The following is a 26,417-nucleotide window of genomic DNA, read 5'->3' on the forward strand; positions in this document are numbered from 1 at the left end:
GGCTAGCGGCTCGCGCCGGCGAAGCTCGCCCACCCGCTCATACCGGGCAGGAGCTCGGATGCGTGCCCGGACAATGCGGCCGTCACATCGATGGTCTGCGTGACGGGATCGACGCGCGCGCCGATGCGAGCGACCGTGGCCGGATACACCTTGCCGACCTCATCGACCTTGACCGTCAGCGGATGGCCCGGCTTGAGCCAGGCGAGCCATTTCGACGGGACGATCATCTTGAGCTCCAGGTGGCTCGTGTCGACGATCGTCATCAGTGCTTTGCCGGGCTGCGCAAACTGCTGCGCCGAAGCGCTGCGCTTGACGACGCGCCCGTCGAACGGCGCCGCAATGGCGCACTTGCGCACCGTCGCCTGCATGTAGGCCACCTCGGCCGCGCTCGCTTTCGCCTTTGCCGCGGCTTGCTCGACGTCGATCTGGCCGATCGAATGGAGCTGCGACAGCCGATCGTTGACGCGCTTCAACTCCACGGCGGCGTCGGACTCGGCTTGCGCCTTGTGCAGTTGAGCCGCGTACAGCGAGCAATCGAGCGACACGAGCGTCTGGCCCACGCGGAACGCATCGCCATCGCGAAACGGCATCGAGGCGATCTTCGCGCTGATTTCGCTCGACACTTCGACCTCGTCGCGCGCAACGAGCTGAATACGGATGCGTCCGTCGTCCTCGGCATGCGCGACGGGCACACCCGAGGATCCCGACGCCGCCGGGGCCGGGGTCCCCGATTGCACCCCTGCAGCCCAACCACCCTGAACCGCCATCATCAATACCGCACCGCCAAGCCCTGCCCTGCCCCATCGCTTCATTGCGCCGTAACTCCGTTCGCGTGGCCGAACTCGGCCCATCGCGCTTGCTCCTTGTCGAGCGATTGCTCGATCGATTTCAGATCGCCATTGCGCGTGTCGGCCGGAACCGGGTCGAGTCCGAGCGTCGCAAGCAGTTGGCCATAGGCGCTTTCGAGCTCGCCGTAGCTTTGATAGAGGCGCAGCTCCGAGATCATGGCCGAAGTGGCCGCGCGAATCTCCTCGAGCTTGCCTTGCGCATTCGCCACCGTCGCGTTGTGCGTGTGCTGCAGGATCTGGCCATCCACGTCGTTGAGCTGCTTGTACAAATCGAACTGTCGCTGCTTGGCGCCGAGCTCGGCGTTCGCGACGTGAACTTGCGTGAGCACGGCCATCGACAGCGCGAGCCGCTGCGCATGCGCGACGTCGCGCTGGGCACGGGCCATGCCGCGGATGTTCTTCGCGTTGAGCAGATTCAGCAGATTCCAGCTCACATTGATACCGGCCGCACGCCATGCGTGATAGGCGAGCAAGCTGTTGCTGTCGTAATGGCCGCCCAACTGCACCTCGATGCCGGGCAACAGTTTGGCGATTGCCTTATGCGTCTCGTTGATGCTGATGCGCTCGTTGTAGCCGGCTTCGACGAGTTCTGGCCGGCGCTCGAGCGCCGTCTCTTCCATGCGGTCCATCGGCATCTCGAAGCTAGGCACCGTGAAATCCGCCGGCGGCGCGAGCGTGAAATCAGTGCCGGGCGCAATGTTCATCAACGAGGCGAGCCGCGGCTTGGCTTCCTCGAGCTGATCGCGCACGGCTTCGAGCTGGCGCATGATATCGAGCAGCGCATGTTGATAAGCGAGCGTGTCGAGCGGCGAGCGCAAGCCCTCGCTCTGCGATTGCCGCGATTCGTCGAGCGCGTGCTTCGCTTGCTCGAGCAGCGGGCCAATGCGGCTCTCCAGACGCTGCGCGCCCGTCGCCTCCCAATAGGCCTCGCGCACCTGCTGCATCATCAGTTGCACCACCTTGCGCCGGCGCTGCTCCACGACGAGCACGCGATCGGCCTGCTCTTTGGCCTCGAAGTAGCTCACCCCGAAATCGAGCAAATTCCACGAAAACGTGAGATCGGCCGTGCGAATGTCCCGGTCGGTCGAGTAGGACGACTCCAACGATTGTTCGCCCGTGGCGAGCGACACGGATCGCGAGGCGAGCGGATGATTGCGCGACGTGTAGCCGGCAGCCGCGGTCAAACGCGGCAGCATGTCGAAACTGGCGACGTCGAGCTGCTTTTGCGCAAGCGCCTCTTCCATCATCTTCAAGCGATGATCGAGGTTGTAGCGGATCGCACGCGCCATGGCCTCGTCGAGCGTAACAGGCCCGGCGAGCGGCGGCTGCTCCGCGAACATCGCCGTGCGGTCGGCACGCGCGCTCTGGGCGCGTTCGGCGTCCGTGAAGGGCGTCGGGTGGATGGCGCAGCCCGACAGCCACATCGCGGCCAGCGAAACGGCAATCAGCGAAGGGCGCAGGATACGCGTGGAGGCCGTTGCCCACGCAACGGAGGATTCAGTAGTGGACGACGGCATCGCTATGGCACAGGTCGATTGATATCTCATTGGTCTTGGAGGATGACGTAACTCATATGCGACGCGTCGCGCCGCCGGGATGCGAAACATGCAGCGCAGCGCGCGCCTGGGCGAACTGCTGATCGAGCGACGGCTTGCCGAGCGGTCTCGCCGCGCGCGCGACCGAGGGCTCGGCCGGCGCGCGGCTCGTGTGCCCTTGCGGCGATGGATGCACTGCGCCGTGCTTGTCCTGTCCATGCTGCTGATCGTGCTGATTGCGCTCATCGTGCGAGCTGCCATGCTTGTCGTGCGGCGCGAGCACGATCTGGCGGCGCGTTTCACGACCCGATGCGTCGCGCGTCTGAACGACGATATGGACGTCTTCCGCACCGGGAGGGAGTTTGCCCCGCAATACGCCGCTTGCCGCGTCGTAATGGATCCAGCCTGGCAGCGAACGGCCGTTGGCAAGCCGGACCGTGACGTCGGAGCCGCCGTGCATCGCCTCGGAAGGCGGCAACAGCGTCGCGACTTCGATCGAGAACGGGTCGTTCGGCCCCATTGCAAACGAGACGTCGGGAAGCGGCACGGGCGCCTCGACGGTACCGACCGCAATTGCCGCATCGAGCGCCGCCGCGTCGAAGCGGGACACCGAGGCACGATCGAGCGGCTGCATGTTGCGCGGCGCGCTCGGATCGGAGAACGTCATTGTCGGCACGATCGGTACCGAGCCCACGGGCAGCGGCTCATCGAACTCGTCGAGCACGTCGGGCGCGCCGGTGCGATCGGAGCCCGTAAACAACGGCGGCTGCGCTGCTGCAGGCGATTCGATGACCGTCGGCGGCGTCGGGAAGATCGGTACGATGCCCGTCTGCCCCCTGACGATCGTGATCGTATTCGATGCGACGGCACTCGACTTCACGCCGTCGCTGACGGTGAACGCCACGGTGCGGCTACCGCTCGCGCCCGACTTCGCATCCGAGTAGGTGACCGATTGCAGTGCGGCCTGCCATTGCGCGAGCGATGCGGTGCCGCCGGCCGAGGTCAACGTCAGCACACCTGTAGCGGCGTTGTAGCTTGCGGCGATGTTGCCCGTTGCCGCGCTGCCGGTGAACGCAAGCGTATCGTTCGCCGCATCGAAGCCCCCGTTGATCGCCACTTGCGCCGAGCTCAACGTAGCGTTCGGATCGCGGTCGCTGATGGTCACTTGCGGCGCGATCGCGACCGGCGTCGAATGCGCCCCTAGCGATGTGAACGTTACGCTTCCGCCGACGGACAGAAGCGGTGTCTGATCGGTGTCGGTCACCGTGACGCTACGCGTTTGCGCCGCGCTCACGGCGCCGTTTCCATCGGTCACCGTGAAACTGATGACGCGTGTCGTGGTGTCGGGCACGACCGCCGTATCGGTGTACGTGATCGATGCAAGTGCCGTTCGCCATTGCGCCAGCGAGGCCGTGGCGCCCGCCGACGTCAGCGTCAGCACGCCGGTACTCGCGTTATAGCTGGACGCGATATTGCCCATCGTCGCGTTGTCGTTGGCGAACGCCAGCACGTCCTCGCCGGCGTGGAATCCGCCCGCGATCGCCACGCTCGCGGACGATGCCGTCGTACTGCTCGCATCGGTCAGCGTGAGGCCCGGCGAAACCACGATCGGCGTCGACGTGGCATTGTCGGCTGCCACGAATGAACCGGACCCCGCATCGGGCGTGATGTGCGGCTGATCGAGCACGACGAGCGTTGCGCTTGCAGCCGCGCTCGTCTTCGAGCCGTCGCTTGTGGCGAACGAAATCGTGCGATTGCCGAAGTGCGTCCCGCTCGTCGAGAACGTCACGGCGCTCAGCGCATTCGCCCATTGCGCGTCGGTGGCGGTGGCGCCGGCCGAGCTCAGCGTCAGCACGCCTGTCGCCGAATCGTAGGTCGCCGCAATGTTGCCGAACGACGGGGCGTTGCTGTTCGTAAAGGTGAGGATGTCCTCGCCGCCATGGAAGTTGCCGGTGACCGACACCGTTGCCGACGATTGTGTCGGATTGTCGAGATCGGTCACGCTCACGGTCGAGTTGACGATGGTGGCGGATGTGCCCACCACGTAGCTCGTCGTGCCGCCCGCTGCCGTGACGACTGGCGTTTGATCCGTGTCGGCCACGGTCACCGTGCGCGTCGCGGTGTTGCTCGTCACGGCACTGGTATCCACCGCGGTAAAGCTGATCGTGCGCGTGGCAGTGTTCGGCGTGACCGCCGTGTCCGTATAGGTCACCGAATCGAGGGCCGCCTGCCATTGCGCCAGCGTAGCCGTCGCACCGGCGGAGTTCAGCGTCAAAACGCCCGTCGCCGCGCTGTAGGATGCGGCAATGTTGCCGTACGTCGTCGAACTGGTGTTGATGAACGCGAGGGCGTCCTCGCCGCTATGGAAGTTGCCCGTGATTGCAACGGTGGCCGAGGCCAGCGTCGATGCACCACCGTCGGTCACGCTCAACCCCGAATCGATCGCCACGGGCGTCGATGTCGCATTGTCGCCCGCCACGAACGATGCCGAACCCGGATCGGTCGTGATCGTCGGCGGCCCGAGTACGGCGACCGTATCGGTTGCCACCGCGCTCGTCTTCGTACCGTCGCTCACCGCGAATCCAATCGTGCGATTGCCGGGCGTGATACTCGATCCTGCGGAGAACGTCACGGCGCTCAATGCGTGGGACCACTGTGCATCGCTCGACGTCGCGCCCGCCGACGTCAGCGTCAGCACGCCTGTCGCGGAATTGTAGGACCCGACGATGTTGCCGAAAGTCGACGAATTCGTGTTGACGAACGTCAGCGTATCGCCGAAATGGAAGCCCGTCGTGATCGATACGGTGCCGTCCGATTGCGTCGTGTTGTCCTGATCGCTGACCGTGATGCCGCCGTCGATCGTTGCGGCCGACGTACCGGCGATGTAGTTGGTCGTGCCGCCGGTCGCCGAGACGATCGGCGTTTGATCCGTGTCGGTCACGGTCACCGTGCGCGTTGCCGTATTGCTCGTGACGGCGCCCGTGTCGACGGCCGTGAAGCTGATCGTGCGCGTCGTGTTGTCGGGTGTGACGGCCGTGTCGGTATAAGTCACCGCCTCGAGCGCCGCCTGCCATTGGGCAAGCGTCGCCGATGCGCCCAAAGAATTCAGCGTCAGCACCCCCGTCGCGGTGTTGTAGGAGCCGGCAATGTTGCCGAATGTCGTCGCACTCGTGTTCGTGAATCCGAGCCGGTCTTCGATGCTGTGGAATCCACCGGTGATCGCGACGGTAGCCGACGCCAAAGTCGGCGACGCGCCATCGGTCAGCGTCAGCCCGGAATCGATCGCCACGGGCGTCGAGCTCGCGTTGTCGCCGGCCACGAAAGACGCCGAACCCGAATCGGTCGCAATCGTCGGTGGGCCGAGCACGGCCACGGTGTCCGTACGTGCCGCGCTGGTTTTGACGCCGTCGTTCACAGCGAAGGAAACCGTGCGATTGCCCGGCGTGGCGCTCGCACTCGCTGAGAACGTCACCGCGCTCAATGCATGGCCCCATTGGTCGTCGCTCGCCGCAGCGCCCGATGAAGTCAGCGTCAACACACCCGTCGCCGCGTTGTACGAGCCGGCGATATTGCCGAATGCCGCCGAGTCCGTATTGACGAACGTCAGCGTGTCGCCACTATGGAAACCGCTCGTGACCGAGACCGTCCCCGACGATTGCGTCATATTGTCGCGATCGGTCACCGAGATGCCGCCGTCGATCGTCGCGGCCGACGTGCCGCCCACATAATTCGTTGTCCCTCCCGTCGTCGTGACGATCGGTGTTTGATCCGTGTCGGCGACAGTCACGGTGCGCGTCGCGGTAGCGCTCGTATTGCCCGCGCCGTCGACCGCCGTGAAGCTCACGGTGCGCGTCACGGTATCCGGCGTCACGGCGGTGTCCGTGTAGGTGATCGATTGCAATGCGCTCTGCCATTGCGCAAGCGTTGCGCTCGCGCTGGCCGAGTTCAGCGTCAGTACACCCGTTGCCGCGTTGTACGAGCGCGCGATGTTGCCCATCGCCGCGCCGTCGTTCGTGAACGCCAGTACATCCTGGCCGCTATGGAAGCCGCCCGTGATCGCCACCGTTGTCGAAGCCAGCGTCGTTGCGCTGCCGTCCGTCACCGTCAGACCTGCGTCGATCACTACCGGCGTCGATGCCGTGTTGTCACCGGACACGAACGAAGCCGAGCCCGAATCGGTCGTGATCGCCGGCGGCGCCGTCATGCTCATCGTGTCCGTTACTTGTGTGCTGTTCTTCGTTCCATCGTTCACCTGGAACAAGATCGTGCGATTGCCGTACGTCGTGCTGGTGCTCGAGAACGTCACCGAGCTCAACGCACTGGCCCATTGCGCATCCGTGGCGGTGCTGCCGAGGGAGGTCAGTAACAGCACGCCCGATCCCGCGCTGTACGACGCCTGAATATTGCCCATCGTCGCGCCGTCGTTCGTGAAACTCAGGACATCGCCGGTATGAAACCCCGTACCGATCGCAACCGTGGCCGATGACTGGGTCGAGTTGTCCTGGTCGCTCACCGTGACATGGCCGTCGATCGTGACCCCCGACGATGCGCCCACGTAGCTCGTCGTGCCGCCTGTCGTCGTCAAGATCGGCGTTTGATCCGTGTCGGTAACCGTTACCGTGCGTGTGGCCGCCGCGCTTGCGTTGCCCGCGCCGTCGACCGCCGTGAAGCTCACGGTACGCGTCGTATTGTCCGGCCTCACCGCCGTGTCGGTATACGTCACGGACTGGAGCGCACTTTGCCATTGCGCGAGCGTCGCCGACGCACCGGCCGAACTCAGCGTCAAGACCCCGGTCGCCGCGTCGTACGAACTCGTGATGTTGCCCATCGTCGCGCCGTCGTTCGTGAACCCCAGCACATCCTCGTGGCTTTGGAAGCCGCCCGTGATCGTGACCGTGGCCGAAGCAAGCGTCGTAGTGGCGGTGTCGGTCACCGTCAACCCCGAATCGACGGCGACAGGCGTCGACGCCGTGTTGTCGCCCGCCACGAACGCAGCCGAGCCTGAATCCGTCGTGACTTGGACCGGGCTCAATACATCAACAGTGTCGGTCGACGCTGTGCTCGTTTTCGTACCGTCGCTCGTCGCGAATGAAATCGTGCGGCTGCCGAGCGTCGTGCTCGTACTCGAAAACGTTACCGCGGACAGCGCATGCCCCCACTGTACGTCGGTCGCGGTGGCACCCGACGACGTCAGCGTCAACACGCCCGTCGCGGCGTTATACGAGGCCGCGATGTTGCCGAACGTCGCCGAATCCGTGTTGGTGAACGAAAGCGAATCGCCGCTGTGGAAGCCTCCCGACACCGAAACCGTGCCCGACGATTGCGTCGTGTTGTCGCGATCGCTGACCGAAACGCCACTGTCGATCGTGATCGCGGGCGCACCCTCGCTGTAGTTCGGCGCGCTACTCGACGTCGTGACAATCGGCGTTTGATCGGTATCGGTGACGCTGACCTGCTTGGTCGTGGTATTACCGGCCGTGAAGCCGTCGCTGGTGACCTCGAAGCTGATCGTGCGCGTGAGGGCATCCGGCGTCGTGGCCGTATCGGTGTAGGTCACCGCGCGCAGCGCCGCCTGCCATTGCGCGATAGTAGCCGTGCCACCCGAAGACGTCAGCGTCAAAACGCCCGTGCCCGCGTTGTATGCCGCCGAAATATTGCCGTACGTGGCGGCACTCGTGTTCGTGAACGCTAGCACGTCCTCCGTACTGTGCAAATTGCCCGTAATCGACACGGCGGCGCTCACGGCGGTAGCCGAATTCCCATCGGCTAACGTGATGCCGGAGTCGACGGCGACCGGTGTCGACGTCGTGTTGTCGCCTGACACGAACGCGGTGGTGCCGCCGGTGGTCGTGAGCGTCGGCGGGGATGAGGGTGCGAGATAGGTGAAGTTATCCAGTGTGGGCGAGAGATACGTGACGGCGGTGCTAGTCTCGATGAGCTTGATGCTCTTCACCTGAGAAAACGCAGCGTTGCTGGACAGATCGACGTGAAAGAGCGAGCTGCTCGCCGTATGGCCCGGCGCGTATGGATTGTCGGTGTCGGCAATATTGAGGACTACGCTCCCGAGAACGTTTCCCGATCCGTCGAGCGCCTGAACCGTCACTTTGGTGCTGACAAAAATATCGATATCGAAACTCTGTATCGCCATCGAGGTGCCGTCTTGCCGCTGAATCGTCAGCGTCGACATCTGCGTGCCCTGCGTGTTGACGATCATCTCGCCCCCTGACCCGCTCGCTGGAAGCGATCCGCCGACGACCTGATACTCGACGGCCTGATCGCCCGTATAGGTCAGGCCGTCGAGCGTCGTCGAAGCGACGGGTGTCGCGCCCGAATCGAACCCGACCGACCCGTCATATGTCTCGTCGAACGCGGACAGCACGTGACCGTAGTTTTGCTCCGAAGCAGTCGAAAAAATAACGCCCGCATGCACGGTGCCCGCGTCGTATTCGAGCGACCAGTCACCGCCCAGCGAGGCCGCGCCGGTTGCGTCGGTCGACGCCGCCACGTTCAATCCCGATATCGACGAGATCTGCTGAACGAGCGCCTTGCCGTCCGCATTGCCGGCGACGTCGCAGCCGTAAATCAAGAAGTCGCCGCCCGCCTTCATCGACGCGCCGATCTGCGCGAACTCCGAACTGTACGTCGACATATCGGCTTCGTTGATCCACGCGCTACCCACCTGAAACTCGCCCGTGGCGCCGTGCGACACGAGATGGATCGCGCTGACGCCGGGGTGTGCCTGCAGATACTGCTCGATTTGGACAAGTCCGTCCTTCGTCGAATCGAGCACGACGTACTGCGTGCCTGCCGGCAAGCCAGCGACGAGCGTTTGAAGATCGGTGACGTTCGAATTGATGAAGACGACTTGGTGATCCGCCGATTGCGCAACCGAATCCGTGAAGCCGTGCACCGCGCGCGTCGCGCTAGCGTCGCCCGTAACGCCCGAAAACGGCGTGCTCATGTAGCCATGCCGTGCTGTGGCAGCTGCGTTTTGCGCGCCCGCTTCGCCCTGACCGGCGGCCACCGCCGCGGGTGTGAAGCCATGCACCGCACGCGTCGAGGTTGAAGCCGACGCGCCTTCGTGTGCGGTGCTCGCGGCATGTCCATCGACGTTCGTCGGATGCGGGGCGGCAGCAGCTGCCACTCCGATGGCTGCGGCCGATGCGTCATAGACGATGCGCGGCTCGAGCGCGACGATGAGCGGCGCCGGCATGGCGGTACATTCGCGGCGCGCGGTCGGGGCGGACCCGCGCACCGCGGCGAGAAGCTTCGAGAGGCTGGCGGCAAATCTCATCGCGTGATATCCCCGACGGCGTACCGGTGGCGGCACGCCTCAATTTATTTATCCCCGCGGGGGAAAAATCCCTTGCAAGGCGATGACGAAGGTAATGCCCAAGTACGGATTGCGCACCGAAAATGGCGTGCTGCCCCCGGCCATGCTGTTCTGCACCGACGGCGCAGAACCTTCCACCGTGACATTGAACGGCTGAAGTGTCGTATTGGGCGTCGAGGTACTGTAGAGCGCACCCTGGTGATTGCTGACGCTAACCGGCCCGAGCACCGCAGTTGTACCGGGAACCGCGCTTTGCGATGCCGTCGACGTGGTGGCCGGAATTGCGACGGAGCCCGTGGCCGAACCGCCGCTCGATACGGTCGCCGTGTGCGTATGCATTGGCATGTTCTGCGTCGTCAGCGTCGCATTCTCGATGCCGGCTTGCTCGCCGATGACAATGTTCGACAACCCCAGGCCCTGCCCCACGCCAACGGGGCTACGGCCCTGCATGTTCGGCAATTGAAAGGTCGTCGTGCCGTTGCCGCCGTAAACGGTGCCGAGCAAAGAGAACAACGCCTGATTTTGCGAAATCGCGATCGTTTGACCTGCACACAACGCCCAGCCGTAGGGAGCGTAGTTGAAGCCCACCATGCGGATTTCACCCAGGTACGGATCGCTCATCCAACACCTCCAGTCGAGTCAAGAATGGGGAAAAGATGCTCAATTGACGCCCCGCGAACCGGCGTCCATAGCCAGTGCATCGGCGCGACAGTGCACAACGACGGTAAGCGTCGATCGCCCGTCCCCGGTGGGCCGCGTCGGCGTGGCGAGCAGGTCCCACGCTCGGCCGCTCGGCGAGCCTATGCGATAAACGTCCTGGGGAGGGAAAACGCCCGCAGGCAACTCGAACGTAGCCGAGTAGCAGATGAAGCTGTCATCCATGGCAATGCCGGCAGGCGCGTGCGCGAGCACCGCCTCGACGGTATGCCCGTCGACGGAAGTGAACGTGAAGCGTTGCCCGATCGCTTCGAGCAACTCGTCATGGGTCGGAATAGTCCGCAAGCAAGCCCCCGGTTCTTATTCGTTCTGTGATGCGTTATCTGTCTTGGTCGGCGTTGCCGGCCATGGCCTATCGTTTTGATACGTGATTCGCTTGGCTCACCACAACGCGAGCCGTGAATGGTCGCGCGTCGCCGCGCCTTGCACTACATCGCGCCCTCCGCCGCCAGCCCTGGCACAGGCACGGCGCGTTCATCGATGAACGGCACGGCCGCACGCCGCATCTGCAGATACACCCCGTTCTCGCCGACCGCTTCGAACCCGAGTCGCCGATACAGTTCTTGCACCGGGTTGTCGATTTCGACGTACAACACCGCCGCCATCGCCCGTGCGGCCGCCTGCGCGACGAATGCACGGACGAGCCGCCCGCCGATACCCCCGCGTCGATAAGCGGGCAAGAGTGCGATGTCGATCAACCGCGCCTCGGCCCCCTGCCAATCGTGATAAAGGCGTCCGATCGCGGTCTTGCCCAGCATGACTACATCGAAGCGGCCATGCGGGTAATGCCGACGGTAATACTCATGCTGCATCGAAAATTGATCGGCCAATAATGCCTTAACGCGCTCGACGCTCCATCCTGTTTGCGCGAATTCCTGCGCGCGCGTGCTTTCAAAAACCGTACGTAAAAATTCAATATCGTTTTCAGACGCAGACCGCAGGCTCAAATGTCCACCACCGGTGTTGACCATTTCTCGCATCACTTCCTTGTGCACGCGATAAACGGCCAATCGATGCATGCGACTTCAATCGACCGAGAAAACAAGTACAGGCGAGATGGATATTAGTCTAGGGAAAGTCGGCTCGCAATCTGCTACTTGGGCTGAGCGCACCGGGAATACCCGCATCGACATTTTTACCGCCTGAAGCGATATGCCAGATGTGTTGACACGAGCGGTCGTAGCACAAGGCTCGGTCTTGCTGCATGCGCTGTCATTGCGACAGCTCGTTCGGCGATGGAAACGAGGAGCGCCGCGCCGCGAGACGGCGTAAGCGGCGGTAAAGCCGTTTCAAGTGATATCGACGAAAGCCCGCGCGATGCGGACCGAGCCGTGTCAGTGGACGAATTTCGCCAAATAACGGCGACGGCGGCAGCCGTCTGGCCTTCGCGCGGCCCCCCCAAAAAAGATTGCTAGCCCCCTACATTTAGCGACGGTTTATCCGATACCCGTAAAGCAGGCCACCAAATCCGGCCCGCCCTCACTAGGCATTTGTGAACTCGACAGCATACGCAAACCAAAAAAATGGCTCACAAAATCGTATCATTCGCAAAATACTGTGGCGCGGCAATCGTCGGCGGCATTATTGCCTACCTTGGGCAGCTCTACGCCGCCGTTGACGCCGACAAGGCACAGAACCATTCGCGCCAAATCGATATCCAGCAGATTCCCCAGCTCTCATGGGGCTCCCGGTCTCCCGTGCCCAACGTACGCTTCACCTATCTCAACACCCTGACGAACACGAAAATTGATCAGATCGCCGGCACGGACGTTGTGCTCTACAACTATTCGGACCGCGATGCGCCGGAAATGCAGGTCGCAATCACGGCCACCAACGCTGATGGCTCGCTCCCGGTGTTCGTGGGCGGACGTGCACTTGCTGGTGGCATGGAGGATTATCCGCTCGAGGAAAACATCAAGCCGGTCACACACGATCATGCACTGGCTTTTTCCTTTAAGGTGCCATCGCTGAACCGGCAAGACGGCGGCAATGCAAGTCGCTCTTTCCAACTCTATTTCGCGGGGAAAGTCGCACCCTTGCTTGCCGTCTCCGCTAGCGCGCCGGGTTTCGAAAGCCGCCCTTGGGAACCAGCGCATATTTGGGAGAGTCAGCTTGCGAAGCTTCCGCTCGCACAACGCTATGCTTCGACTTTGGGCTTTACCGCCTTGGTCGTGGGCGCCCTGATTGCGTTGGCCGCGCAGGCGGTATTTCTGCGTGACCGCGAGAGAAAACGGATGGTAGCGCTGACCAACGTCGTCGATAATTGCCTCCGTCAAAATGTGAGCACCAAGGATTTTCCGGATGACGTGCGACGATCGTTGGCTTCGGACGTTGCGTTCAGCAGTTGGTGCTCCCTCTATGATTCGATGTGGCACCCCGAGCAGTGGTTTTCATCGAAGCCAGAGCGCGTCTCCTAGTTTCCCGCCGGCAGGGCGCCGCCTCTCACTTCACGCCACTGTGCCCAGCCCGTCGCACTAACGGACCGGCGTCCCACTCGTGGCTACAAGCGAAAAAATCGGAGCGCGGGCGGCTACAATGAAGGCTTGCTATGCGTGGGAGGGATGAAATGCTGACTGTGGCATTGCCGGATGATCTTGAGGCGGCGGTAGTGACGGCAGCGCGGCGCTCCGGGCAATCGCTCGATGAGTATGTGGCGGCTGTGTTTGCCGACGCGTTGTCGCTGGAGATCGATCGTGCGCGCGTCGATTCATACCTGTCGGGAGTTCGTGGCGTTGCGCATGAGCATGTGCGTCACTGGCTTGATGATCTTGCGAACGGGAAACGTACTCAATGCCAGGATTAGTCTGGCATCCGGACGCAATCGACGACGTTGGGCGACTCTACGATTTTTTGGCGGCACATAGCCCTTTGGTTGCAAGACGTGCTGCGTCCGTGATCGCCGAGGCAGCGAATCAAATCGCAGAAAATCCGACGATCGGCGCTCCGAGAGCAGAGTTTCGAGAGTGGCCTGCGCGATTCGGTCGAAGTTCGTATGTCCTGCGTTACATCATCTTGGAGGGCGGGGAAGTGCTGATGACGCGGGTTTGGCACAGCAGGGAACTCCGGCCGCTCCGCAGTTGACGCTCGCACTCCCCGTGCGCTTCGAAGGGAGCGCCTTCTTGTGCTTGCGTGGGGATGTCCGGGTATAGCCAATTCTCATCCGCGCGAAAAAAACGCCAGTATCCTTTCGGCTTACTGGCGTTTCCTGTACGTATCTGCTTCGTCTAGGCTAAAACCAAGCAGATACGCTTGCGTCTGGCGGAAAGGGTGGGATTCGAACCCACGGTACGGTATAACCGTACACCGGATTTCGAGTCCGGCGCATTCGACCACTCTGCCACCTTTCCGTCTTGTGGATGGCATGCAGCTCATTTGCCACATTAGCTGCCCTACCACCGCTTACTTCGCTTCGCCAAGCTGGTCGCTGTTTGGCGAAGCGAAGATTATAGAACATCGAAAGCAGCATTCCAAGCTTTTTTACCAAGAAGGTCGCACGCTGAGACGCCGCGCCGATCGATCACGCCCGCACCGGCTCCAGCCGCTCGACGCCGCCCACATAAGGACGCAGCGCCGCCGGCACCGTCACCGAGCCATCGGCATTCTGGAAATTCTCGAGCACGGCAACGAGCGCGCGCCCCACTGCGAGGCCCGAGCCGTTGAGCGTATGCAGCAGCTCCGGTTTGCCCTGAGCGTTGCGATACCGCGCCTGCATGCGACGCGCCTGGAACGCTTCGGTATTCGAACAGCTCGAAATCTCGCGATAGGTGTTCTGCGCCGGCAGCCAGACTTCGAGGTCGTATGTCTTCGCCGCGGAAAAACCCATGTCTCCCGTACAGAGCGTGATCACCCGATACGGCAACTCGAGCTTTTGCAAAATGGCCTCGGCGTGCGTGACCATCTGCTCGAGCGCGTCGTACGACGCCTCGGGCGCCACGATCTGCACCATCTCGACTTTGTCGAACTGATGCTGGCGAATCATGCCGCGCGTGTCACGGCCGTAAGAGCCCGCCTCCGAGCGGAAACACGGCGAATGAGCGGTCAGTTTCACAGGCAATTCGCCCGCATCGAGAATGCTGTCGCGCACCGTGTTGGTCAGCGGGATTTCCGACGTCGAAATCAAGTACTGCGTCACCGCACTCTCGGCGCCACCCTTCTCCACGCGGAACATGTCGTCCGCAAATTTCGGCAACTGGCCCGTGCCGACGAGGACCTCGGGATTGACGATGTAAGGGGTGTACGTTTCCGTGTAACCGTGCTGCTGCGTATGCGTATCGAGCATGAACTGCGCAAGCGCACGATGCAGACGCGCAACCTGCCCGCGCAGCAGCGTGAACCGCGCACCGGACAGCTTCGCCCCCGTTTCGAAATCGAGCCCGAGCGGCGTGCCCACATCGACGTGATCCTTGACCTCGAAGTCGAATTGCCGTGGCGTGCCCCAGCGGCGAACTTCGACGTTGTCCGTTTCGTCGCGGCCAACGGGCACGCTTTCGTGCGGCAGGTTCGGCATTTCGAGCAGCAGCCTTTGCACGCGCGCCTGAACGCCGTCGAGCGCCGCGGCCGACGTCTTCATTGCGTCACCGAGCGTGCCCACTTCCGCCATGACCGCCGACGTGTCTTCGCCGCGCCCCTTCATCGCCCCGATCTGCTTCGACAATGTGTTGCGCCGCGACTGCAGCTCTTCGGTGCGGGTCTGAATGGCACGACGTTCGGCTTCGAGCGCCGAAAACGCCGCGACGTCGAGCGTGTAGCCGCGTGCGGCAAGGCGCGTGGCAACGCCTTCGATATCTTTGCGCAGCAACTGGATGTCGAGCATGGGGAAAGTCGATTGTCGTAAAGGGAAAACCGCGATTTTAACGCACCGCATCGACTGTCAGTCATTGCGGGCTGTGTCCTTGATGTAGTCGATGAAGGCGCGCAGTGGGGGTGGGACGAGGCGGTGTCCCGGGTAATAAAGGAAGGGGCCGGAAAACGACTGCCACCACGGCTCGAGCACCGATTCCAGCGCACCGCTTTGCAGATACGGCCGCAGCCAATCCTCGAACAGGTAGGCGATGCCGCTTCCTGCTCGGGCCGCATCGACGATCAAATCGACCGCACCGGAACGCTCGACCAGCAAGGGTCCATCGACGTCAATCCTCACCGCTTCCTCGTTGCGCTTGAATTCCCAGGGCTGCACCGCGCGTCCGCCAAAGCGCATGCGCAAGCAGTCGTGCCGCAGCAACTCGCTCGGATGATCGGGTCGTCCACGCTTGGCGAGATACGATGGCGCGGCAGCCGCTGCGAAACGCTGGACTCGGGGGCCGATCGGCACGGCAATCATGTCCTGCTCGAGACGCTCGTCGTAGCGGATGCCCGCATCGCAGCCGGCTGCCAACACGTCGACGAGACTTTCTTCCGCAATGATCTCCAAATGTATTTCGGGGTAAGCGGCCAGGAAACCCGGCACGATCGTGGGTAACACCAGCCGTGCGGCGCTGACGGGAACGTTCAGCTTCAACCTGCCGGCAGGGCGATCGCGCAAATCATTCACTTCGTGGAGCGCGGCTTCGACCTCCGTCAACGCCGGCCCGAGACGCTCCAACAAACGGTCGCCCGCTTCGGTAAGGACCACGCTGCGGGTCGTGCGGTTCAGCAGACGCACGCCCAGTCGCGCCTCCAGCCGCCGTACCGCCTCGCTCAGACCCGATGCGCTGGCGCCAGTCGAGCGTGCGCCGTCGCGGAAGCCCTTGGCGCGCGCCACAGCGATGAAAGCATTCAGGTCGGCGAGATCGACTTTCATTGTGCGAAATTTCGTACAGGTTGTGTAGATTATGCCGCCTTTTCGAACGGCAGCCGCCTGCCTACACTGGGACCTTCAACAGAAAGAGGTCCTATATGCCTTCCTCATCCGCTACTTATCGTCTCGGCGACCTGACGGTCAACCGCATCGGCTACGGCGCCATGCGCCTTTCCGGGCCCCACGTTTTCGGTCCGCCCGCCGACAAGGACGGTGCCCTCGCCGTTCTACGCACGGCGGTCGAATGCGGTGTGAATCATATCGACACCAGCGATTTCTATGGGCCGCACGTGACCAACCAGTTGATCCGCGAGGCGCTGCATCCCTACCGCGACGACCTGGTGATCGTCACGAAAATCGGTGCGCGCCGCGGCGCCGACGCATCGTGGCTGCCGGCCTATTCGTCCGCCGAGCTCGAGCAGGCGGTGCACGACAATCTGCGCAATCTGGGACTCGATAAGCTCGACGTCGTCAACCTGCGCGTGATGATCGATCCGATGCAGCCGGCCGAAGGTTCGATCGAAGCGCCGCTCACCGCGCTTGCAGAGCTGCAGCGCAAGGGCCTCGTACGCCATATCGGCCTGAGTAACGTGACCCTGGCCCAAGTGGCGGAGGGACGCCGCATTTGCGATATCGTATGCGTGCAAAACCACTACAACCTGGTCCATCGGACTGACGACGCGTTGATCGACGAGCTGGGCCGCGATCATATCGCCTACGTCCCGTTTTTCCCGTTAGGCGGTTTTTCGCCGTTGCAGTCGGCCACGTTATCCGACGTCGCTGCCCGTCTCGGGACGTCGCCCAATCAGGTAGCACTGGCCTGGCTCCTGCATCGTGCACCCAACGTCCTTCTCATTCCTGGAACGGCCTCGATCAGCCACCTCAAGGAAAACCTGGCTGCGGAAACACTCCTGCTGCCGGACGACATCGTTGTCGAACTGGACGGGATGGCGCGCTAGTGCTTATTTCTTCCCCGCTTCTTCGTCCAACTTCTTCAAGAGGGCCAACTTTTCGCTTATTTTGATTTCCAGACCTCTTGGAACCGGCTGATACCAGCGAGGCTCTTCCATGCCGTCAGGAAGATAGGTCTCGCCAGCGGCGTAGGCATTGGGTTCATCGTGGGCATACCGGTATTCATGCCCGTACCCCAGCTCCTTCATGAGCTTCGTTGGCGCATTGCGCAAATGGACAGGAACCTCACGGCTCTTGTCCTGCTTCACGAAAGCTCGGGCCTGGTTGTAGGCCATGTAGCCAGCGTTGCTCTTGGCGGCAACGGCAAGATAGATCACCGCCTGGGCCAACGCCAACTCGCCTTCCGGGCTTCCCAGACGCTCGTAGGTCAGGGCCGCGTCGTTGGCGATCTGCATGGCTTTCGGGTCGGCAAGACCGATGTCTTCCCAAGCCATGCGAACGATCCGCCGCGACAGATACCGGGGATCGGCCCCGCCGTCCAGCATTCTCGTCAGCCAGTAGAGCGCAGCATCGGGATGCGAACCGCGAACCGATTTGTGAAGGGCTGAAATCTGGTCATAAAAGTTGTCGCCGCCCTTGTTGAAGCGCCTGGAATTCAACGTCAACGCATTGCGCACGAACTCCGCGTCGATCTTCCGAATTCCGGCGGCACCGGCAGCCGTCTGGCACTGTTCGAGCAGGTTCAGGAATCTTCTGGCGTCACCATCCGCATAGCCGATGATGGTGTCCCTGGCCAGATCGTCGAACTCCAGACCGCCAATCGCCTTTTCCTGAGCGCGTCGAAGCAGCTGCTTCAACTCGTCGTCTGTCAGCGATTTCAGCACGTAGACCTGCGCCCGCGACAGCAAGGCCGAATTCACCTCGAAGGAAGGATTCTCGGTGGTGGCACCGATGAACGTGACCAAGCCGCTTTCCGCATAAGGAAGAAGCGCGTCTTGCTGCGACTTGTTGAACCTGTGAATCTCGTCGACGAACAAGATCGTGTGCTTGCCCATCGCCAGATTCTGCTCGGCTTGCTCCATTGCCGCCCTGATGTCTTTGACACCGGAGAAGACCGCGGATAGGGCAATGAATTCGCATTTGAAGGCCGTCGCGGTAAGGCGTGCCAAGGTCGTCTTGCCGACTCCCGGCGGCCCCCAGAAGATCATGGAGTGCGGCTTGCCCGACTGGAACGCCAATCGCAGCGGCTTACCCTCACCGAGCAAGTGGGACTGGCCGATGACCTCGTCCAAGGTCTTCGGGCGAAGCGCCTCGGCGAGCGGCGCAACGGGTTCTTGCGCGAACAGATCAGGCATGACGCGTTTTCCCGATGGCGAGGCTCAGCCGTTGATGACATCGGCGCCCTTCGGCACCGTGAACTTGAACGAATCGGCCTTGAGCGGCGGGTTCTTCTGAATGTTCGTGAACGTGAGCAGCGTCACGTTGCCGAAGACGTCGTGCAGTTCCATCGCCTCGAGATTGCCGTCCCTGAAGCCGATGCCGACACGCTCGAACTGGGTATCGCGCGACTTCGGCCGCAGCTCGAGCCAGTCGATCCCCGCCTTCACCCCCGCGTCGCGCAGCGTGAAGTTCTGCTCGATATCGTTGCTGCCAAAAAGAATGGCTGCCGGGCTCGCACCGAGCGCGCCGCCCAACTTGCGGATCGTGACCTGATTCAGATCTTTGTCATAGACGTAAAGATTCGAGCCATCAGCCTGCAAGACCTGCTCGTAGGGCTTCTCGTAGGTCCAGATGAATTTGCCGGGCCGAGAGAAGACGAACGTGCCGCTCGACGTTCCACCCTGCGTCGGCTTGGCGCCTTGCGCCTTCGAAGGCGCCTTCACTTCCTTTTGCACGAATTCGCCGCGCGCCGAGTGCACTTGCGAGATGAACGCTTTCAATTGCTCGGTCCCGCTGGCAAAGGCCGTCGGCGCCGCCACCGCGAGCGCGGCACCGAACAGGGTTGCGGCAAGCCCTCGGCGCATAGGGCGCGAGACCCACGAAAACGAGAGCAAGCGCCACGCGAAATGCCGGAAACGATGCTGCATGGGGGTGATTCTCCGTGATGAACTGAGCCGCGCGGCTTCTCGGCCGAGCGGCAACGATGCCTAGTCGCCGTCGCGCGCGGGCACGAGGATTTCGCGATTGCCGTTGGTGGACATCGCCGAGACGAGCCCCGATTGCTCCATCTGTTCGAGCAACCGCGCCGCACGGTTGTAGCCGATTCGCAGATGCCGCTGCACGAGCGAGATCGAGGCGCGGCGGTGCTTCACGACGATCTCGACGGCCTGATCGTAAAGCGGATCCGACTCCTCCGCCCCACCCGCCGCGCCGCCGAGCGCGGCGGAGCCTTCGTCGCCCTCGCCCGCCACGCCGCCCTCGAGAATGCCTTCGATGTAATTCGGCTCGCCCTGCTCCTTGAGCTTCTGGACGACGCGATGCACTTCCTCATCCGAGACGAAAGCACCGTGCACGCGGACCGGCAAACCTGTGCCGGGCGGCATATAGAGCATGTCGCCCATGCCCAGCAACGATTCGGCGCCTTGCTGATCGAGAATCGTGCGCGAATCGATCTTCGACGAGACCTGGAACGCAACCCGCGTCGGCACGTTGGCCTTGATGAGACCGGTGATGACATCGACCGACGGGCGCTGTGTGGCGAGAATCAAGTGGATGCCGGCCGCGCGCGCCTTTTGCGCGATGCGCGCGATCAGCTCCTCGACCTTCTTGCCGACCACCATCATCAAGTCCGCCAACTCGTCGATGACGACGACGATGTTCGGCAGGCGCGTCAGCGGCTCCGGTTCGTCGGGCGTCAGGCTGAACGGGTTCGGCAGCTTTTCGTCGCGCTTGGCCGCTTCGTCGATCTTGTGGTTGTAGCCGGCCAGATTGCGCACGCCGAGCTTGCTCATGAGCTTGTAGCGGCGCTCCATTTCGGCCACGGTCCAGTTCAGCGCGTGGCCGGCCTGCCGCATATCGGTGACGACGGGGCACAGCAAATGCGGAATGCCCTCGTAGACGCTCATTTCGAGCATCTTCGGATCGATCAGGATCATGCGCACTTCGTCGGCGCTCGCCTTGTAGACGAGCGAGAGGATCATCGCGTTGATACCGACCGATTTGCCCGAGCCCGTCGTGCCGGCTACGAGCAGGTGGGGCATCTTGGCGAGGTCCGCGCATACCGGCTTGCCGCCGATGTCCTTGCCCAGACCGATCGTGAGCTTCGAGGCCGCGTCGGCATAGACCTCCGAGCCGAGAATCTCCGAAAGCCGCACGGTCTGGCGGCGCTGGTTCGGCAACTCGAGCGCCATGAAGTTCTTGCCAGGAATCGTCTCGACGACGCGGATCGAAACGAGCGACAGCGAGCGCGCGAGATCCTTCGCGAGATTGACGATCTGGCTGCCCTTCACGCCCGTGGCCGGCTCGATCTCGTAGCGCGTGACCACCGGGCCCGGGTAGGCGGCCACGACGCTCACGTCCACGCCGAAATCCTTGAGCTTCTTTTCGATCAGACGCGAGGTGAACTCGAGCGTATCGGCCGACACCGACTCCTGCACGGCCGGCGCCGCGTCGAGCAGCGCGATCGGCGGCAGCGTGGTGTCGCCCGGCAGGTCCTTGAACAGCGGAACCTGCTTTTCCTTCTCGACGCGCTCGGACTTGGCCGGCGTCACGATGGGCGGCACGATCGTGACGGGTTCGTGATCTTCCAGGCGCACGCGGCTTTGTTCGACCTTGCCTTCGCGCTTGACCGCAGCCGCTTCGCCGAGCTTTCGATCGCGGCCGGCTTCGCGGCGCAGCTTCGCGAACGTCACCGCCGAAATGATGGCGTCGCCCACCCGCTCGGCAACGGAGAGCCAGGAAAACCGGAAATAGAGCGACAAGCCGATGGCGAGCGCGATCAAGAGCGCCAACGTGCCGCCCGTGAAGCCGAGCGCATGCGAGACGCCGCGCGCCACGGCGTCGCCGACGATGCCGCCCGGCGCACGCGGCAACGGCACCCGCAGCGACCACATCCGCAAGGCTTCGATTCCGTCGCATGCGAGCAACACGAGCGCGAACGCGAACGCATCGGCAACCCACGATTCGCGCGGTTTGTCCTCTTCGGCTTCCACTTGATGCGTGAGCCGGCGGTAGTTCGCGGCGATGCGCCGCGCGAGCAGTGCGACCCACCAATAGGCGGACACGCCGAACAGCAACAGCAGGATGTCGGACGTCCAGGCACCCACGCGGCCTGCCCAGTTCGCGATGCGCTCGACCTGCTCGGCGTGCGTCCAGCTCGGATCGTGGCGGCTGTAGCTGACGAGCGCCATCGCCAGGAACACGCAGAGCGCGACCTGCAATATCCAGCGGATTTCGGTGAAAAGGCGCGACATGCGATGCGGTAAGGCTTGCGCGTGCGCCGAATAGGGAGCTTTGGCCATGAATCCGTAAAGGCTTGGCGTGCAGGCCCGTAGGCGCCGGCACGCCGGTCGTTCGATGCGGGCTATTGTAAACGCTGCGTCGCGCCACGGGCTGTAAATGACGGTAACGGCGCAACAGCCGGGCTGCCGCACGCGCGCCCGACGCTGGGCCGCGCCGCGCGTGCGACGGGTGCCGGCTATCGCCACGATTGAAATTCCCTGGGCGGCAAGCCAAGCCCCTGCCCTTTATAATGCGCGGGTGTGCCCCATTTAGGCCTAGACGCGCAACGGGTGCGCGCTGCCAACGGTCAGCATTGGCTGTGCCGCCGCCCCGTCAGCTCATTTAGCGGTATTCATTACGGATTCGATCTCCATGTCCACGCGCAAACACGCCAAAGTCCTCATCCTCGGTTCCGGCCCCGCCGGCTATACGGCTGCCGTCTACGCGGCGCGCGCCAATCTGTCGCCGGTGCTCGTCACGGGCCTCGCGCAAGGCGGGCAACTGATGACGACGACCGATGTCGAGAACTGGCCGGCCGACGCCAACGGCGTTCAGGGTCCCGAGCTGATGCAGCGCTTTCTCGACCATGCCGAGCGTTTCAACACCGAAATCGTGTTCGACCACATCCACACCGCGAAGCTCGACGAAAAGCCCATCCGTCTGATCGGCGATTCGGGAGAGTACACCTGCGATTCGCTCATCATCGCGACCGGTGCATCGGCGCAATATCTGGGGCTGCCCTCGGAAGAAGCGTTCATGGGACGCGGCGTGTCGGCCTGCGCGACGTGCGACGGATTTTTCTACAAGCAGCAGCACGTCGCCGTGGTGGGCGGCGGCAATACGGCCGTCGAGGAAGCGCTCTATCTCGCGGGCATCGCCAGCAAGGTGACCGTCGTCCATCGACGCGACAAGTTCCGCGCCGAGCCGATTTTGATCGACCGGCTGCTCGAGAAGGAAAAGGAAGGCGTCGTCGAGATCAAGTGGAACCATGTGCTCGACGAGGTCAAGGGCGACGATTCCGGTGTCACGGGCCTGCGCATCAAGCATACGAAGACGGGCGAAACGTCCGATATCGCGTTGCAGGGCGTGTTCATCGCGATCGGCCACAAGCCCAACACCGATATCTTCGCCGGCCAGCTCGAGATGAAGAACGGCTACATCATCACGAACGGCGGGTTCAGCGGCAACGCGACGGCGACGAGCGTACCCGGCGTCTTTGCCGCGGGCGACGTGCAGGATCACGTCTATCGGCAAGCCATCACGAGCGCCGGCACCGGTTGTATGGCGGCGCTCGATGCGCAGCGCTACCTGGAAAGCATCCATGAAGTGCATCAGGCTCACGTCATGAGCCACGAATCGGACCGCTAACGTCCGAGAGCAGTCCGGCTGTGTCATGAGCAGACATCGAACGCGTCCCGGTAGCGTCAAACCGGGCGAAGGTCCCGTGCGGGCTGGCGGCTTGGCCAGTCTCGGCGGGCTGCGCGACGCGCTAGAACGCAGCGCGGCCCAGCGCGAACGCGAGCGCGCCGCCGCCGCCAAAGCGGCCCGGGAGGCCTCGGCCGACGCCGAACTTTTCCGGCGCGAAGTCGGCAGCGTATCGCCGCTGAAGGCTTCGGCGCGCGCAGTGCACGAGCGGGCGGCGCCGCCGGCCGTGGCCGTGCAGACGCGGCGCGACGAGCGTGCCGTGCTGGCCGAGGCGATCTCCGACGAATTCGATCCCGAAGTGCTGCTCGATACCGACGAGTCGCTCTTTTACTGCCGGCCCGGCATCGGCCACGAAGTCGTGCGCAAGCTCAGGCGCGGTCACTGGGTCGTGCAGGCCCAGCTCGACTTGCACGGCATGCGGCGCGACGAAGCGCGCGAGGCATTGGCGGAATTCATTCGCGAAACGGTCAAGCGCGGCTTGCGCTGCGTACGCGTGGTTCACGGCAAGGGACTCGGCTCGGTCGGCAAGGAGCCCGTGCTCAAGGGAAAGGTCCGCGCCTGGCTCGTGCAGAAAGCGGAAGTCATTGCATTTTGTCAGGCACGCGAGCGCGATGGAGGCGCCGGCGCCGTGCTCGTACTCTTGCAGCCCCCCAGCGCGCCGAAGGCGCCCCCTCGTTCAGCCTGACTTTTCACGACCGCACGCATGCACCCGAGGCTTACCCTCGCCCTGTCGATCATCGAGGGGCTCGCCATTTTCGCCTTTGCGGTCTCGGGGTTCATCGAGGCGCGCAAGCGGCGGCTCGATGCGGTGGGCACGTTTCTCGTCGCCACCGTCACCGCCTTCGGCGGCGGCACGGTCCGGGACGTCCTGCTGGGCCGGAGGCCGTTCTATTGGGTCGAGCACCAGACCTACGTCATCGTCATTTTCGCTTTGTCGTTCTTCGCGCCGGTCATGCTGCGCATGGCGTCGCGCGTACTGTCCGAGCGTGCCCTGCTCGTCGCCGATGCGGTCGGTCTCGGGCTCTTCAGCGTATCGGGAACGTCGATTGCCCTCGAGTCGGGCATGCCCTGGTTCATCTCGGCAATGATGGGCGTGGTGACGGGTGTATTCGGCGGAATTCTTCGCGATGTGCTCTGCAACGAGGTGCCGCTCATCCTCAGGGACTCGCGGCCCTACGCCACGTGCGCACTGGCGGGCTGCGGCCTCTACCTGCTGCTCGCGAAAGCTGATGTCGACCCCGTCTACAGCGTGCTGGCCGCAACCGCTTTCATTCTGGTCGCGCGGCTCGTGACATTCAAACTCGACGTGCGCTTGCCGCATTGAGCATGGCAAGCGCGCCAAGCGCGACCGAGCCTATGCCCGGCAATCAGGCAATGCGCGCTTCCGTGGCCGGATCGAACAGCACGGCCTTCGAGACATCGAAGAGCAGCGTCATGTTCGAGAGCGGCTGAGGATTCGATGCCGGATGCACCCGGCTCACCGTCCGCTTGCCGTTGATCTGTGCAAACACCAGGGTATCCGGACCCGTCGGCTCGATCACGTCGATCTTGACTTCGATCGGTTGCAGCCCCTCTCCATGACCGTTGTGCGCGTGACGTGCGTCGGTAATCCGCTCGGGCCGCAGCCCCAGAATCACGTTCTTGCCGATCGAGCTCTTCACGCGCGCCAGATCGAATGGCAGGTTCAGTACGCTGCGGCTCACGCCCGTATCGAGTTCGATACCGGCACCGGCCCCCTGCTCGACGAGCTTGCCCTCGATGAAGTTCATCGGCGGCGCGCCGATGAAGCCGGCCACGAAGAGATTCGACGGCGAATCGTAGATGTCCTGCGGCGCGCCGAATTGCTGGACGATACCGTCTTTCATGACCGCGATACGGTCGCCGAGCGTCATCGCCTCGATCTGATCGTGCGTCACGTAGACGATCGTCGTCCCCAGGCGCTGATGCAGCAGCTTGATTTCCGAACGCATTTCGATGCGCAGCTTGGCGTCGAGGTTCGAGAGCGGCTCGTCGAACAGGAACATGACCGGGTCTCGCGCGAGGGCGCGGCCCATCGCAACGCGCTGACGCTGACCGCCCGACAACTGCCCCGGCTTGCGATCGAGCAGGTGATCGATCTGCAACATCTGCGAAACGCGTTCGACGATCTGCTGCTGTTCGCGCTTCGGCACCTTGCGGATATTGAGCCCGAACGAGATGTTGTCGCGCACCGTCATCGACGGATAAAGCGCGTACGACTGGAAGACCATCGCAATGTCGCGATCCTTCGGCGACAGGTTGTTGACGACCTTGTCGTCGATGCGGATCTCGCCCTTCGTGACCGTCTCGAGCCCGGCGATCATGTTGAGCAGCGTCGATTTGCCACAACCCGAGCCGCCCACGAGAATCAGGAACTGACCGTCCTCGATCTCGATGTCGACGCCCTTGAGGACAGGTACGCCGTTCGGGTAAGTCTTGTATACGTCGCGGATGGAAAGGCTTGCCATGCTGAGAATCCTTTAATCTGCATTGCTGCTTGCGAATAAGCGTTGCGCTTCGTGCGCAGCCCGGCGTGTCGCGCCCTCGGGCGCGAAGCCCGACCGCCTCAGCCTTTGACCGCACCCGCGGTCAAGCCGCGCACGAAGTAGCGCCCTGCGATCACGTAGACGAGAAGCGTCGGCAGGGCCGCGATGATCGCGCCGGCCATGTCCACGTTGTATTCCTTCACACCGGTCGACGTATTGACGAGGTTGTTCAGCGCGACGGTGATCGGCATCGAATCGACGCCGGAGAACACGATCCCGAACAGGAAGTCGTTCCAGATCTGTGTGAACTGCCAGATCACGCACACCATGAAGATCGGCAGCGACACCGGCAACAGGATGCGCGTGAAGATCGTGAAGAAGCCGGCACCGTCGATCCGCGCAGCCTTGACGAGCTCGGCCGGCACGCCGACGTAGAAGTTGCGGAAGAACATCGTCGTGAAGGCGATCCCGTAGACGACGTGCACGAAGACGAGCCCCGTGATCGTGTTCGAGATCCCGATCGTGCCGAGCAGACGCGCCATCGGCAGCAAAATCGTCTGGAACGGAATGAAGCAGCCGACGAGCAGCATCGTGAAAAGCGCGTCCGCACCGCGAAAGCGCCAGTGCGTGAGGACGTAACCGTTGAACGCGCCGACGATCGACGAGATCAGCACGGCCGGAATGACCATGCGGATCGAGTTCATGAAAAACGGCTGCATCCCGTCGCAGCGTACGCCGGTACAGGCCCCGCTCCATGCCTTCACCCACGGGGCGATAGTCCAGTGCATCGGCGGCGTGAGCAGATTACCCGTGCGCAGCTCGTCGATATCCTTGAACGACGTGGAAAGCATCACGTAGATCGGGAACAGGAAATAAAGCGCGAACAGGATGAGGGCCGCGTAAATCACGACACGGCTCACCGACATT

Annotated in this window: 20 protein-coding genes and 1 tRNA gene; 7 read left to right on the plus strand and 14 right to left on the minus strand. The window is 63.0% G+C overall.

From position 1 onward, the window contains the following. Positions 1 to 2: 2 nt before the first annotated feature. The 6 genes from ACO1XS_RS00120 to ACO1XS_RS00145 all read right to left on the minus strand — a co-directional run bounded on the left by ACO1XS_RS00120 (position 3) and on the right by ACO1XS_RS00145 (position 11,452). Positions 3 to 812 carry an efflux RND transporter periplasmic adaptor subunit gene (locus tag ACO1XS_RS00120; RefSeq protein ID WP_331573117.1) on the minus strand — a complete coding sequence of 270 codons (810 nt, stop codon included), beginning with the start codon at positions 810 to 812 and terminating at the stop codon, positions 3 to 5. Continuing rightward, on the minus strand, positions 809 to 2,395 hold the full coding sequence (locus tag ACO1XS_RS00125) for a TolC family protein (protein ID WP_331573115.1): 1,587 nt from the start codon (positions 2,393 to 2,395) through the stop codon (positions 809 to 811). The genes ACO1XS_RS00120 and ACO1XS_RS00125 overlap by 4 nt, the downstream gene beginning before the upstream one ends. 22 nt (positions 2,396 to 2,417) lie before the next feature. After that, positions 2,418 to 9,677 carry a DUF4347 domain-containing protein gene (locus tag ACO1XS_RS00130; RefSeq protein ID WP_486389776.1) on the minus strand — a complete coding sequence of 2,420 codons (7,260 nt, stop codon included), beginning with the start codon at positions 9,675 to 9,677 and terminating at the stop codon, positions 2,418 to 2,420. Between the two features lie 48 nt (positions 9,678 to 9,725). Beyond that, positions 9,726 to 10,337, minus strand: a complete 612-nt coding sequence (locus ACO1XS_RS00135) for a phage tail protein (protein WP_486389777.1) — start codon at positions 10,335 to 10,337, stop codon at positions 9,726 to 9,728. Positions 10,338 to 10,376: 39 nt separating this feature from the next. Next, the gene (locus tag ACO1XS_RS00140) at positions 10,377 to 10,718 is read right to left on the minus strand and encodes a DUF6916 family protein (RefSeq protein ID WP_486389778.1); all 342 of its coding nucleotides are present in this window, start codon (positions 10,716 to 10,718) and stop codon (positions 10,377 to 10,379) included. 143 nt (positions 10,719 to 10,861) lie between these two features. Then, positions 10,862 to 11,452, minus strand: a complete 591-nt coding sequence (locus ACO1XS_RS00145; protein ID WP_486389779.1) for a GNAT family N-acetyltransferase — start codon at positions 11,450 to 11,452, stop codon at positions 10,862 to 10,864. Between the two features lie 504 nt (positions 11,453 to 11,956). Here ACO1XS_RS00145 and ACO1XS_RS00150 point away from each other — a divergent pair. The 3 genes from ACO1XS_RS00150 to ACO1XS_RS00160 all read left to right on the plus strand — a co-directional run bounded on the left by ACO1XS_RS00150 (position 11,957) and on the right by ACO1XS_RS00160 (position 13,514). Further along, on the plus strand, positions 11,957 to 12,850 hold the full coding sequence (locus ACO1XS_RS00150; protein WP_486389780.1) for a hypothetical protein: 894 nt from the start codon (positions 11,957 to 11,959) through the stop codon (positions 12,848 to 12,850). Between the two features lie 149 nt (positions 12,851 to 12,999). Beyond that, entirely contained in the window at positions 13,000 to 13,236 is a 237-nt protein-coding gene (locus ACO1XS_RS00155) for a hypothetical protein (RefSeq protein WP_486389781.1), read from the plus strand. Beyond that, positions 13,224 to 13,514 carry a type II toxin-antitoxin system RelE/ParE family toxin gene (locus tag ACO1XS_RS00160; RefSeq protein ID WP_486389782.1) on the plus strand — a complete coding sequence of 97 codons (291 nt, stop codon included), beginning with the start codon at positions 13,224 to 13,226 and terminating at the stop codon, positions 13,512 to 13,514. The genes ACO1XS_RS00155 and ACO1XS_RS00160 overlap by 13 nt, the downstream gene beginning before the upstream one ends. A 175-nt stretch (positions 13,515 to 13,689) precedes the next feature. Here the strand turns inward: ACO1XS_RS00160 and ACO1XS_RS00165 are convergent. The 3 genes from ACO1XS_RS00165 to ACO1XS_RS00175 all read right to left on the minus strand — a co-directional run bounded on the left by ACO1XS_RS00165 (position 13,690) and on the right by ACO1XS_RS00175 (position 16,212). Then, positions 13,690 to 13,780: transfer RNA gene (locus tag ACO1XS_RS00165), tRNA-Ser, on the minus strand. Between the two features lie 170 nt (positions 13,781 to 13,950). Continuing rightward, the gene (serS, locus tag ACO1XS_RS00170; RefSeq protein WP_486389783.1) at positions 13,951 to 15,246 is read right to left on the minus strand and encodes a serine--tRNA ligase; all 1,296 of its coding nucleotides are present in this window, start codon (positions 15,244 to 15,246) and stop codon (positions 13,951 to 13,953) included. A gap of 57 nt (positions 15,247 to 15,303) precedes the next feature. Continuing rightward, entirely contained in the window at positions 15,304 to 16,212 is a 909-nt protein-coding gene (locus tag ACO1XS_RS00175; RefSeq protein ID WP_486389784.1) for a LysR family transcriptional regulator, read from the minus strand. Between the two features lie 95 nt (positions 16,213 to 16,307). Here ACO1XS_RS00175 and ACO1XS_RS00180 point away from each other — a divergent pair, with 95 nt between their 5' ends. Beyond that, positions 16,308 to 17,168: an aldo/keto reductase family oxidoreductase gene (locus ACO1XS_RS00180; protein WP_331567532.1), complete on the plus strand. Its 861-nt coding sequence runs from the start codon at positions 16,308 to 16,310 to the stop codon at positions 17,166 to 17,168. 3 nt (positions 17,169 to 17,171) lie between these two features. Here the strand turns inward: ACO1XS_RS00180 and ACO1XS_RS00185 are convergent, their stop codons facing one another. From ACO1XS_RS00185 to ACO1XS_RS00195, 3 genes are read right to left on the minus strand one after another with little or no spacing between them, the layout of a single operon-like run. Beyond that, a complete protein-coding gene (locus ACO1XS_RS00185) occupies positions 17,172 to 18,476 on the minus strand; it encodes a replication-associated recombination protein A (RefSeq protein WP_331567534.1) in 1,305 nt (434 codons plus the stop codon). A gap of 24 nt (positions 18,477 to 18,500) precedes the next feature. Then, positions 18,501 to 19,208, minus strand: coding sequence for an outer membrane lipoprotein chaperone LolA (gene lolA, locus ACO1XS_RS00190; protein ID WP_486389785.1), 708 nt, complete (start codon positions 19,206 to 19,208; stop codon positions 18,501 to 18,503). Between the two features lie 60 nt (positions 19,209 to 19,268). After that, complete coding sequence (locus ACO1XS_RS00195) at positions 19,269 to 21,581, minus strand: DNA translocase FtsK (protein ID WP_331567536.1); 2,313 nt, start codon at positions 21,579 to 21,581, stop codon at positions 19,269 to 19,271. A gap of 352 nt (positions 21,582 to 21,933) precedes the next feature. On the opposite strand from ACO1XS_RS00195, the gene trxB reads away from it, so the two are divergent. Genes trxB through ACO1XS_RS00210 form a run of 3 tightly spaced genes read left to right on the plus strand, consistent with a single transcriptional unit; the run spans position 21,934 to position 24,310 of the window. Then, positions 21,934 to 22,929 carry a thioredoxin-disulfide reductase gene (trxB, locus tag ACO1XS_RS00200; protein WP_414720175.1) on the plus strand — a complete coding sequence of 332 codons (996 nt, stop codon included), beginning with the start codon at positions 21,934 to 21,936 and terminating at the stop codon, positions 22,927 to 22,929. 25 nt (positions 22,930 to 22,954) lie between these two features. Then, on the plus strand, positions 22,955 to 23,671 hold the full coding sequence (locus ACO1XS_RS00205; RefSeq protein ID WP_331567538.1) for a Smr/MutS family protein: 717 nt from the start codon (positions 22,955 to 22,957) through the stop codon (positions 23,669 to 23,671). A gap of 18 nt (positions 23,672 to 23,689) precedes the next feature. Beyond that, a complete protein-coding gene (locus ACO1XS_RS00210; RefSeq protein WP_331567540.1) occupies positions 23,690 to 24,310 on the plus strand; it encodes a trimeric intracellular cation channel family protein in 621 nt (206 codons plus the stop codon). A gap of 43 nt (positions 24,311 to 24,353) precedes the next feature. On the opposite strand, the gene ACO1XS_RS00215 is transcribed toward ACO1XS_RS00210, so the two are convergent. Together ACO1XS_RS00215 and ACO1XS_RS00220 are read right to left on the minus strand one after the other, a co-directional pair. Beyond that, positions 24,354 to 25,472: an ABC transporter ATP-binding protein gene (locus ACO1XS_RS00215; protein WP_331567542.1), complete on the minus strand. Its 1,119-nt coding sequence runs from the start codon at positions 25,470 to 25,472 to the stop codon at positions 24,354 to 24,356. 98 nt (positions 25,473 to 25,570) lie between these two features. Then, positions 25,571 to 26,416: a carbohydrate ABC transporter permease gene (locus ACO1XS_RS00220; RefSeq protein ID WP_331567716.1), complete on the minus strand. Its 846-nt coding sequence runs from the start codon at positions 26,414 to 26,416 to the stop codon at positions 25,571 to 25,573. Position 26,417 lies beyond the last annotated feature (1 nt).

Source organism: Trinickia sp., assembly GCF_057351765.1.